Genomic DNA, 10,421 nt, shown 5'->3' on the forward strand with positions numbered 1-10,421 from the left:
CAGATGAAAATGGGCAGAATTGGCGCGTTCGGCTGCCCAGACCAGCAATATGCAGACGTCTTAAAAAGCACAGTCAGACGCATCTTGCGCCCGTCCGGAGCACATAGGCACTAGCCAATACGCGCCGGCAGGACATCAGACTACCGGCCCAGTGTTCCGGTTGCCGACAGCCGGGCTCCGAACGCTGCCGGTTTGGCAGCATCGCGCGTCTTTTTCTGGAACAGGCCCCGTTTTCCCGGCACGGGCTTGAACGCATCCGTCAACCCCACCACGGTCTCGGCTGCCCCCAGAACGAGAAAACCGTCTTCCGGCAGGGACTTGGCAAGACGCGCCAGCACTTCCGTCTTGGTCGGCTGATCGAAATAGATCAGGACGTTCCGGCAGAAGATGATGTCGAACTCGCCAAGATAACTGAAGCTTTCAAGCAGATTGAGGGCCTTCCACTCGACCATGGCCCGGAGCGTGGCGTTGATCTGCCAAAGATCTCCCTTCTGCTCGAAATACTTCAAAAGCATCTGGATCGGCAGGCCGCGCTGTACCTCGAACTGGCTGTAGATGCCCTTGCGGGCCTTGTCCAGCACCTCCGCCGACAGGTCCGTGCCCAGAATGCGCGTCCGCCAGCCGGGCATCCGGGCTTGCGCTTCCCTGAGGCAGATCGCCAGCGAGTAAGGCTCCTGGCCACTGGAGGCTGCAGCACACCAGATACGCAATGCCTTCGACGACGCGCGGGCCTCCATCAGGGACGGCAGCATCGTGTCCTTGAAATGCTCGAACGGCGTCTTGTCGCGGAAGAAGAAGGTTTCGTTTGTGGTCATCGCCTCGACCACGTCCGTTTCAAGCTTGCGATTGCCGCCGCGCCGCAAGACACCGATCAGGTTGCTGAGCGTTTCCAGCGCTCCCGTGCGCACGACCGGAAGCAGACGGCTTTCGACCAGATATTGCTTGTCTTCGGAAAGCACCAGACCCGAGCGGGCCTTGAGAAACTCTCTCAAAAAGTCGAATTCGGCCGGGGTCATCGCGTTTTTCCTTTCAAGACGCGGGCCAGCTTCGGGCCAATTTCGGAAAGTGGCAGAATGTCGGAGCACAGACCTGTCGCAGCAGCCGCACCGGGCATGCCCCAGACAACGCTGGTCGCCTCGTCCTGCGTGACAATGCTGCCACCGCCGGCTGCAATGCTGCGAATGCCATTGGCACCATCATGCCCCATGCCGGTCAGGACGACCGCCAGTGCAGAGGATCCATAGGCTTTCGCCACACTGTCAAACATCGGGTCAATGGCAGGCTTGCAAAAGTTGATCGGCGGATCGTCGGTCAGGCGGAGCTTGACCGCACCGGCCTCCTTTTCGACGATCATGTGCTTGCCGCCCGGGGCCACATAAATCTGGCCGCCGCGCAGGATCTCTCCATCCTCACCTTCCCGGGCCGGACGCAGGGCCGCCTTGCCGACATGTTCCGCCAAAATGGCGGTAAATGTCGGCGGCATATGCTGTGTGATCAGAACCGGAACCTCGTTCATCGCCGTTCCGACCTGCCGCATCACTTCCTGCAGCGCCTGCGGACCGCCGGTCGAGGCGCCGAGCGCCAGAACCCTTGGCCGGATCGAGGAATACGGCCGGGTCACAAAACGGGCGGCACCGGGCTTGACGGGCGCCGGAGCACCACGAAACGCATCGCGGGTATTGATCTGCCGGGGTGTCGATACGCGCGATGACGGGGTTGCCGTCCGGCCTGCAAGTGTCTCTGCCCGCATCGTGCGGACCGGCCCGCGCATGCGGCGTGCCCTGGCCCCCAATGCCTTGACCTTTTCAATCAGCTCGCGGCGAAAATCGATGCTTGTTGTGACTTCCGATGTGGTTTCGGGTTTCGGCACATAATCGGCCGCGCCCAATGACAGGGCCTTCAAGCTGGTTTCCGCGTTGCGCCGCGTAAGCGTGGACGCCATGATCACCACGAGATCACGCTTTTTCGCCAGCATCAGGGGCAGCGCGGTCATGCCGTCCATCTCCGGCATCTCGATATCGAGCACCACCACGTCCGGATTGATCTTTTCGATATCGTCGACCGCAAGTTTGCCGTTCCGGTACGACCCGACCACTTCGATGGCCTTGTCCTCCCCCAGCCAGCGGGTCAGCAACCCGCGGATCACAACCGCATCATCGACAACCATCACCCGGAGCGGGTCGTTTCCTGCGCTAGTACCGGCGGAGATGTTCTTGTGCGCTAACGCCATTTATGTATCCGCCAAAAATCAGATAAGGCCGACTTCCTGGAATTTTGCTTCCACGATTTCCCTGTCGAACGGCTTCATGATGTATTCGTTGGCCCCTGCACTGATCGCCCGGGCAATGTGGGCCACATCATTTTCCGTCGTGCAAAAGACCACCACCGGCGCGTCCCCGCCTTCTTCGTCCCGCAAACTGGTCAAAAACTCGAGGCCATCCATCACCGGCATGTTCCAGTCCAGAAGGATGGCATCGGGCATGGCTTTCCGGCAGGCGTCCAGTGCCTGTTTTCCATCTGCCGCTTCAGTGATTTCGAAGCTCAAGTCTTCGAGAATGCGCCGGGCCACCTTGCGGATGACGCTCGAGTCATCAACGACGAGGCACTGTTTCATTGGGCTCCACTCCAGTTCCGAACAACCCCTTTGGGTTACTCTATCCTACGCTGCCGCCATGGGTTCGGTAAACATGGCACCGAGCAAACGATCAACGTCAAGAATAACCATTAATTGACCGTCGAGGCGATGGACGCCACCGGAGATTTCTGCCCAGCGCTTGTCAAGGTTGGACGGATTCGGCTCTGCCGAACTTGCCGCCAAGGTAAGCACCTCGCCGACAGTGTCGATCACGAGCCCATAGCTTTCATGTTTGTACTCGATGCCGACCGCCATCATCTGCCCGTCTTCGAGAGGCGGCAAATGCAGGCGGCGGCGCATGTTGATGGCCGTCACGATGCGGCCGCGCAGGTTCAGGACACCGGCAACTTCCGGAGCCGACAACGGCACACGGGTCACGCTTTCGGGCACGAACACGTCATGAACTTGCGCAATCGGCAAGCCAAACAGCTGCCCGCCGATCACCACGGTCACATATTGGATCATGTCGCTTCCGGCAGCGACCTTCTTGTCCAGAACACTCATGCAGCAACTCCCAATTCACCGGAGAAGATGTCCTTCAATGCCGCAATCAGACCGGGGCGGTCGAACTTGGCTACATAATCATCAAAGCCCGCTTGCCGGCCCCGCTCGATCGAGGCAGGGGTCACCATGGCCGACAAGGCCAGCACCGGCAGATGCCGGAATCGCGGATCCCTGCGCAACCCCTCGCAGAATTCGAAGCCGTTGATCTGCGGCATTTCGATGTCGCTGACAACCGCGTTGAACTCGGCACCGTTTTCGAGAAGTTCGAAGGCCTGGGCCGCACTTTCACAAGTGGTCACATCGTAGCCGGCAGCCTTCAGAACGGGCGTCAGCATGTTCCGGAAGAACGCGCTGTCATCGACAAACAGCACTTTCTTGGTCAGTGCCTCGATGTCCATTTCCTTGCGCATGAACCAGTCTTCAAAGGCCTGCGGCAGGTAATAGCCGAGATCAAGGATTTCAGTCGCCTTGTCCTTGACGATCGCCGATCCGAGAATGCCCGGGCGTTCCGAACCAACCTCGATGTCCATCCGGTCCTCGACAATATCGACAATCTCGTCGACCACGAGGCCCATGGACCGTCCACTGTCGGAGAATACCAGCATCGGCTGGGTGCCCTCGGACTTGTGCGTATCGCCGGTGTTGACATAAACGAGCGGCATCAAAGCGCCGCGGTACTGGACGAGGTCCCGGCCGTTGGAACGCTCGATCTTGCTGACCTCGAATTCCTCAAGGCGCGTGACCAGCGAGAGTGGCACCGCCTTCGGCTCCGGCGAACCGGCCCGGAACAGGAGCAGGGAAATCGTGCTCTGCCCGGTAATCGCCTTGCGGCTTTGATTTTCGGCCTCTTCTTCTGCCTGCTCGGTCACCGACCCCGAGGCATGGCTGGCCATGGCGCTAGCCACGCCGTTCGGGTCGATGATCATGATGACCGATCCGTCGCCCAGAATGGTGTTGCCAGAGAACATGGTGAGATTGCGCAGCATCGAGGACATCGGCTTGACCACGATTTCCTCGGTGTGGAACACCGCATCGACGACAACGCCGAAAGTCTGGCTGCCCACCTGCATGACCACGATGAAGCCGTTGTCGGCATCAAGCGCTTCTTCGGCCGCAGCTTCATCGACAATGCCGAGGAGCTGCGACATGTGCACAAGCGGCAAGAGCTTGTTGCGCAACCGCAGCACGGGCGTGTCCTTGATCCGCTCGATCCGGTGTTCCGAATTGGTCTGGACCCGGACAAGCTCCACCACGGACAGCTGCGGGATCGCGAAGCGGTCCCCGCCAGCCTCGACGATCAGGGTCGAGACGATCGCCAGCGTCAGCGGGATCTTGATGATGAAGCTCGTACCCTTGCCCGGCGTCGAGCGGAGGTCGACGGTACCGCCGATCAGTTCAATGTTGTTCCTGACCACGTCCATGCCGACACCACGGCCGGACACGCTCGTGACATTGGCCGCCGTCGAGAATCCGGCGGCAAAGATGAACTTGTGGACCTGCGCGTCCGACATCTTGTCGAACTCGGCTTCGGTTGCCAGCCCGCGTTCCAAGACCTTCGACTTGATCTTCTGAACGTCGAGGCCCTTCCCGTCGTCACGGACCTCGATGATGATGTGGCCGCCTTCATGATAGGCCGCGAGCGTGATCGTGCCTTTTTCCGGTTTCCCGGCCGCGCGGCGCTCTTCCGGCGTTTCCAGACCGTGGTCTGCGGAGTTCCGGACCATGTGGGTCAACGGGTCCTTGATCATTTCGAGGACCTGGCGATCCAGTTCCGTCTCGGCACCGATCATTTCCAGTTCGATCGGCTTGTGCAGATCCTGCCCCAGATCGCGCACGATGCGCGGGAGCTTCTGCCAGGCGTTCCCGATCGGCTGCATGCGGGTCGCCATGACCCCTTCCTGCAGTTCCGCGGTCACGTTCGAAAGACGCTGCAAGGGAACCTTGAACTCGCTGTCCTCGTGGCGGCGGACAATCTCCAGAAGCTGGTTGCGGGTGAGCACCAGCTCCGACACCATGGTCATCAAGTGTTCAAGCGTATCGACCGCGACGCGGATGGTCTGGTTCGAGACCGACCCGCCGGATGCCTTCTTGTCGCCTGTATCAGCCCCGTTGCCGGATGCTTTTTCGGGCTCTTTGTCGGCTTTCGGCGCGATTTCCTTCACAACCGCAACAGGTGCGGTTGCAGGTTCTTCCAAGGTAGCAGCCAGCTCGATCTCCACCTCGGTTTCCCGAAACGCGCGTTCAAGCTCATCCAGCGACACTTCGCCCGGACGCAACGGACGTTCAAGGGCCTGGTCGGGAAGATCGCCGCTTTCGCCCGTCCCGGCGTCTTCGGCGGCAACCTGCGCATCAGCTGCTCCCAACCCGGCCATGGCCGCTTCGGCCATCATGGACATGTCCTCGAGCTGGCCGATGAGATCGGTGTCATCGCCCTGAGGTTCTTCGCCTTCGGACGCTTCCAGCTCTGTCAGGATTTCCTTGATCCGGTCAATCGATGCCAGGGTCAGGCTCACCGCATCGGGTGTCACCTCCGCCCCCTCGCGGAATTTGCCCATCAGTGTTTCGGCTGCATGCGCAATTGCTTCGAGCCGGGGCAACCCGAGAAAGCCGCAGGTTCCCTTGATGGTGTGCACGAGACGAAAGATGTTGTCGAGGATCCGGGCATTGTTCGGCTCCTTTTCGAACTTCACAAGTTCGACGTCGACGACATCCAGACTTTCATTTGTCTCGGTTATAAATTCCCTGAGAAGGTCATCCATGGCCTGTTCTCACCCGACTGTTACTGGTACCGCGTCCCGACCGGGACGATTGGACGGGGTAGTCCATCGGCGGGAGGGTGGGCTAAAAACAGTTAAGATACGCTGAAACCGGCATGGAGAATTGTAACTTCAGGCTTTAAATTAGGCTAGCTGAAATTTTAACGTTTTCGTCATTTTTGTCCATTGCCAAACGCATGCCGCACTCCCGTGCAAGCAAAAGTGTATAGATTGACTGAACGGAATGGGCATCGACACGCTCGGGCTCTTCACCAGACAGGGTCTCTTTCATGCCAAGCGGGATCTTCGAGTTGATCCCGGACGCGGTCACCGTGAAGGCCGGCTGTTTCGCATCGCCCGTCATTGCCACCAGGATCTTGCCACCGCGTGGCACGCACTGGTTGGCAATCAGGATCAGGTTCAGAAGGAGCTTGACGAAGTCCTTCGGCATCAATTGCCGGTCGACCTGCCAATCAAGGTCGGACTTTTCATTCTCCATGAACCCGCTGGCAACCACATGCGCGTCCCCGATATCAATTTCAGCACCCGCCGATCCCGCTGCACCGAAAGCCAGCCGGGCAAACTGGAGCTTTGCGGATGCCTGTCGGGCACTCTTGCGGATCAGGTCCATGGCGAACTCGCGCATGTCCTCCGAGCCTTCCTCGTCCAAAACCTCAAGGCCGTTTGTGATGGCGCCGACCGGGCTGATGATGTCGTGACACACCCGGCTTGCAACCAAGGCTGCCAGATCAAGCGAGGATATCTCTTTGAGTTCGGACATGGCGACCTGTACTTGTTGGATTTGGAAGATGTCTTGGGATCGATTCGCAAACGCTTCTCAAGGGATACACAACCGTTGGCGCAGTGCCAAGCGCCCGTTCCGGAACCGCACAGTTTGGGGCTTTCGAGCCGTCAACCGGCAGTTCCATCGAAAGCGGTGTCATGTTCTATGCAGATCGCCCCGCTCTCAAACGGATCGAAAGGTCAATTGGGCCGATTGGCAGCGCACCCGGTTTTTCCTGCATTTTTCCGCGCCCGTTGCATCAACTCGTCATGTTCGGACAAGAACAGGAACCGGTTGACGTCCGAGAAGAAAAACAACAGCCGCCCCTGAACGAAGGCAAAGACCAACGGGTTGCCTTCCGTGGCATACCCTTCGCTCAAGGAAAACGCGTCACAACCGGCAAACAGGGGCGCATAGACATTTGGAGCATCTTTGAAGGCTTCCATATTGCCCTTGTTAACGAATATCCAGACGACACCGCCCCAAAGAAATTCATGAGACGGTTTTCCCTTCCGGGGCCTGCCGTCGATGAAATACGCTACAGGGTCATGCCCGCCAATGGCATATCCGGACATTTCGTCAGGAACATAGGGTGCGGCGCGGGCATGACCGGCCAAGGAGACAGCAACGATAATAGTCGTGCACAAGGACAGCCATACCCTTGTCCATTTCATAAAGCAGCTTTGCATGCCGGGAAACTTCGTGATTCGGATGGTAGAATAAACTGATTCGTTTTTGCTCTTGCGGGGGTTATAGCACTTCTCACGCTTGCGCCCGGGTTTGAAGCCCGACAATCGGCAGCATGCCCAAAAATGGAACTGTCAATGAAAGACCGACTACTCCTTACGCGGCGGGAAGCCGTATCCGGATTGCTCAAAACGGCTGGAGGGGCCTTGCTCGCCACATCTGCGGCCGGGCCTGCCCTTGCGCAATCCGGTAGCGAAAAGCTACCGCCTCAGACCTACGAGCAGGATGAAATCCTGCAAACCGGACATCAGTTTTTCGGTTCGGTTTCCGGAGGCCTCGCCTCTGTTGTGGAGCGGGCATTTGGTCAGTTTGGCAAACCCAACGGCTATATTCTCGGCGAAGAGGGCTCCGGTGCCTTCGTTGTTGGTGCCAGATACGGTGAAGGCGACCTCTACACCCGCAACCGCGGACTTCACAAGATTTTCTGGCAGGGCCCGTCGGCTGGCTGGGATTTCGGTGCCGATGGCGCCCGCGTGATGATGCTGGTCTACAACCTGCCCAACGTGCAGGCAATCTATAACCGGTATGTCGGGGTGAACGGCTCGGCTTACCTTGTCGGCGGCGTCGGAATGACCGTCCTGAAATACTACGATGTCGTCGTCGTTCCGGTCCGGGCAGGTGTCGGTGCGCGGCTGGGTCTCAACCTCGGATACCTCAAGTTTACGCCAGACCCGACCTGGAACCCGTTCTAGGGCAAGGGAAAGACGCTCTTGCCGTATGGTCAGTTTCGTATCGCACGGGCTTGGCGATCGCGCTAAGCTCCTCTATTGATGGAGAAAGGCGCCAACGAAACGGCATGGGAGACGCGTTTGATCGAAGCGGCGATGTATATTGCCCTGGGTTTTTTGAGTGCGGGCCTGCTTGCACTTGCGGTTCTGCCTGCGATCTACAAGCGCGCCGTGCGCTTGACCCGCGAAGCCATGATCGCAACCAACCCGATCAGTTATCGCGAGGTCCGCGCAGCCCAGGACGCAGAACGCGCCAGATATGCAATCGCATTGAACAGGAGCGAGCAGGCTCTCAAGGATGCCGGTGAAACCGCCGCACGCTACCGGGCCGAAGCCGGTCAACTCAAAGCAGACGGACTTCGTTTGAAGGTCGAGCTGGAGCAGCAGCTGGACCAGGAGCGGCGCGCCATGGAAGCCGAGTTAACCGAACGGTCCGGAACAGCTACAAAACGCCTGCGGCAAGACCTCAAGGCGGCTCGAAAGCAATTGGCCTTGACGGAAACCGAATTGAAGAAGGCCCGCTCAGAACTCGAGGATGCAGCAGCTGCTCATCAAACAGCACCGGAGAGTTCCGCAACCGGCGCGCCGCCTGCCAGGACACCCGAGGCAGAAACGGTCGAACTCGCAACCATAGCAGCGCTCGAATCCCAGATAGCTCAATTGAAAGCACAGTTAGCCGCTTCAGGTGAACGGAACGGTACCAACCCCGCACATCAGATCGACACCGCTGCCGAGGCCCTTCAAAAAACCGTTGCACGTCTCGAAACCGAATTGATCGAGGCGGAAACAAAATATATCTCCGCCCAGGCCGAGGTGGCGCGGCTTCTGGCGGATCGGCGCCCCCAGGACACGGCAGGCGCGAAACTTGAAAAGAAATTGCGGTCGGAGCTGAAGGAAGCCGACGACCGGCGGTCTTCGCTGGTTTCGGAGCTACAGCACCGGGACCGGTTGCTGCAACGTGCCCTTGGACAAATCGAAAGACTGCGCGGGGAATTGCGGACTGCACCGGAACTCGCTGCCATCCGGACGGACATGCAAACGCTTGTAAAACTGATCTCGAACAGCCCTGCAGATGCCCTCAGCTCGCCACAAAAACCAGATGAAACGGCAAACCAGGGACAGGTTTCCTCTCCAGCTGGCAACCCGGTTGCAGGCCTTCCGGACAATCCGGCAACAACGCAATCGGCCAGCGCTCTGGTTAAACGCATCATGAAGGCCCAGAGAGCATCCGCACCGCCCCCTGCGCATCCGCCTGACCAGCCCAGCGGGTCAGGCCCGGACCGCCAACCTGAAAAGGCACAAGCCGAGGCTGCATCTGTCAAGACCAAGAACAAGGACGTCGCCTGACGCAGACCAGATGGGCTCGCCAGACGTGAATATCAATTTGCCGAACACCGGACGACCGCATCCATGTTGATTGCCCGCCACAATGCCATTCTGGAAATCGCCCGTCAGACGGGCCGCGTCAGCGTGGACGACCTCGCCCGCCGCTTCGATGTCAGCCCGCAAACCATCCGAAAGGACCTGAACGAACTCTGTGAACGACGGCTGCTGTCGAGGACCCATGGCGGCGCCTTGCTGTCTTCGGGGATTGAAAACGTTGGCTACGAAGCCCGGCGGATCATTTCAAGCACCGAAAAGGCGGATATCGGCGCGCGCGTAGCTGCGATCATTCCCGACAACACCTCGATGTTCATCAATATCGGCACCACGACCGAGGCGGTCGCGCAAGCCTTGTTGCAGCATCGCGGGCTGATGGTCATCACCAACAACCTCAATGTCGCCAGCCTGATGCGTGGCTACTCGCAAATTGAAGTGGTCGTTGCCGGCGGCGTATTGCGCCACGCGGATGGCGGCATTGTCGGCGAGGCAGCCGTCGATTTCATGCGCCAGTTCAAGGTGGATTTTGCGATCATCAGCGCCTCGGCGATCGATCCGGACGGGTCCCTGCTGGACTATGACTACCGTGAAGTGCGCGTGACCCAGACGATCATGGAAAACGCACGCCACGTGATCCTCGCTGCCGACAGTACGAAATTCGAGCGCACAGCGCCGGTGCGTGTCGGTCACCTGTCTCAGGTCAACAGCTTCGTAACCGATACATGCCCCTCCGAAGCGATCCGCCGGATGGCGCGCGAGCAGGAAGTCACATTGATCGAAACCGGTGCGGCAAAGCAGCCACTCGAGGACGCGGTCTAGTTCCGCGTCATAACTGATATATTTTTTTTGAAGATAATTTGGCACGCCCAACGGGACTCGAACCCGTG

General features: G+C 59.1%; 10 protein-coding genes. 3 read left to right on the forward strand and 7 right to left on the reverse strand.

The window, feature by feature from the left end:
• Positions 1 to 140: 140 nt before the first annotated feature.
• The 7 genes from E1297_RS07425 to E1297_RS07455 all read right to left on the reverse strand — a co-directional run bounded on the left by E1297_RS07425 (position 141) and on the right by E1297_RS07455 (position 7,353).
• Positions 141 to 1,016 carry a protein-glutamate O-methyltransferase CheR gene (locus E1297_RS07425; RefSeq protein ID WP_155135937.1) on the reverse strand — a complete coding sequence of 292 codons (876 nt, stop codon included), beginning with the start codon at positions 1,014 to 1,016 and terminating at the stop codon, positions 141 to 143.
• Positions 1,013 to 2,230 (reverse strand): chemotaxis response regulator protein-glutamate methylesterase, encoded by a 1,218-nt coding sequence (locus E1297_RS07430; protein WP_155135940.1) that lies wholly within the window; start codon positions 2,228 to 2,230, stop codon positions 1,013 to 1,015. Before E1297_RS07430 ends, E1297_RS07425 begins: the two co-directional genes overlap by 4 nt.
• An 18-nt stretch (positions 2,231 to 2,248) precedes the next feature.
• Positions 2,249 to 2,614: a PleD family two-component system response regulator gene (locus tag E1297_RS07435; RefSeq protein WP_155135943.1), complete on the reverse strand. Its 366-nt coding sequence runs from the start codon at positions 2,612 to 2,614 to the stop codon at positions 2,249 to 2,251.
• 45 nt (positions 2,615 to 2,659) lie between these two features.
• On the reverse strand, positions 2,660 to 3,139 hold the full coding sequence (locus tag E1297_RS07440) for a chemotaxis protein CheW (RefSeq protein WP_155135946.1): 480 nt from the start codon (positions 3,137 to 3,139) through the stop codon (positions 2,660 to 2,662).
• Positions 3,136 to 5,898, reverse strand: coding sequence for a chemotaxis protein CheW (locus E1297_RS07445; RefSeq protein WP_155135949.1), 2,763 nt, complete (start codon positions 5,896 to 5,898; stop codon positions 3,136 to 3,138). Before E1297_RS07445 ends, E1297_RS07440 begins: the two co-directional genes overlap by 4 nt.
• A 136-nt stretch (positions 5,899 to 6,034) precedes the next feature.
• Positions 6,035 to 6,676, reverse strand: coding sequence for a histidine phosphotransferase ChpT (gene chpT, locus E1297_RS07450; protein WP_155135952.1), 642 nt, complete (start codon positions 6,674 to 6,676; stop codon positions 6,035 to 6,037).
• 203 nt (positions 6,677 to 6,879) lie between these two features.
• On the reverse strand, positions 6,880 to 7,353 hold the full coding sequence (locus E1297_RS07455) for a YHS domain-containing (seleno)protein (RefSeq protein ID WP_209015689.1): 474 nt from the start codon (positions 7,351 to 7,353) through the stop codon (positions 6,880 to 6,882).
• Positions 7,354 to 7,572: 219 nt separating this feature from the next.
• Here E1297_RS07455 and E1297_RS07460 point away from each other — a divergent pair, with 219 nt between their 5' ends.
• The 3 genes from E1297_RS07460 (at position 7,573) to E1297_RS07470 (ending at position 10,353) form a co-directional block, all read left to right on the forward strand.
• Positions 7,573 to 8,118 carry a DUF1134 domain-containing protein gene (locus tag E1297_RS07460; protein WP_244327673.1) on the forward strand — a complete coding sequence of 182 codons (546 nt, stop codon included), beginning with the start codon at positions 7,573 to 7,575 and terminating at the stop codon, positions 8,116 to 8,118.
• Between the two features lie 78 nt (positions 8,119 to 8,196).
• Positions 8,197 to 9,501 carry a hypothetical protein gene (locus E1297_RS07465; protein WP_155135961.1) on the forward strand — a complete coding sequence of 435 codons (1,305 nt, stop codon included), beginning with the start codon at positions 8,197 to 8,199 and terminating at the stop codon, positions 9,499 to 9,501.
• 63 nt (positions 9,502 to 9,564) lie between these two features.
• On the forward strand, positions 9,565 to 10,353 hold the full coding sequence (locus tag E1297_RS07470) for a DeoR/GlpR family DNA-binding transcription regulator (protein ID WP_155135964.1): 789 nt from the start codon (positions 9,565 to 9,567) through the stop codon (positions 10,351 to 10,353).
• Positions 10,354 to 10,421 lie beyond the last annotated feature (68 nt).

Source organism: Roseibium sp. RKSG952, from assembly GCF_009711355.1.

Excerpts from the sequence above, each read along its gene's own strand:
- E1297_RS07425 (WP_155135937.1), bottom strand. The coding sequence starts at position 1,016 with ATGACCCCGGCCGAATTCGACTTTTTGAGAGAGTTTCTCAAGGCCCGC.
- E1297_RS07430 (WP_155135940.1), bottom strand. The coding sequence starts at position 2,230 with ATGGCGTTAGCGCACAAGAACATCTCCGCCGGTACTAGCGCAGGAAAC.
- E1297_RS07435 (WP_155135943.1), bottom strand. The coding sequence starts at position 2,614 with ATGAAACAGTGCCTCGTCGTTGATGACTCGAGCGTCATCCGCAAGGTG.
- E1297_RS07440 (WP_155135946.1), bottom strand. The coding sequence starts at position 3,139 with ATGAGTGTTCTGGACAAGAAGGTCGCTGCCGGAAGCGACATGATCCAA.
- E1297_RS07445 (WP_155135949.1), bottom strand. The coding sequence starts at position 5,898 with ATGGATGACCTTCTCAGGGAATTTATAACCGAGACAAATGAAAGTCTG.
- chpT (WP_155135952.1), bottom strand. The coding sequence starts at position 6,676 with ATGTCCGAACTCAAAGAGATATCCTCGCTTGATCTGGCAGCCTTGGTT.
- E1297_RS07455 (WP_209015689.1), bottom strand. The coding sequence starts at position 7,353 with ATGAAATGGACAAGGGTATGGCTGTCCTTGTGCACGACTATTATCGTT.
- E1297_RS07465 (WP_155135961.1), top strand. The coding sequence starts at position 8,197 with ATGGAGAAAGGCGCCAACGAAACGGCATGGGAGACGCGTTTGATCGAA.
- E1297_RS07470 (WP_155135964.1), top strand. The coding sequence starts at position 9,565 with ATGTTGATTGCCCGCCACAATGCCATTCTGGAAATCGCCCGTCAGACG.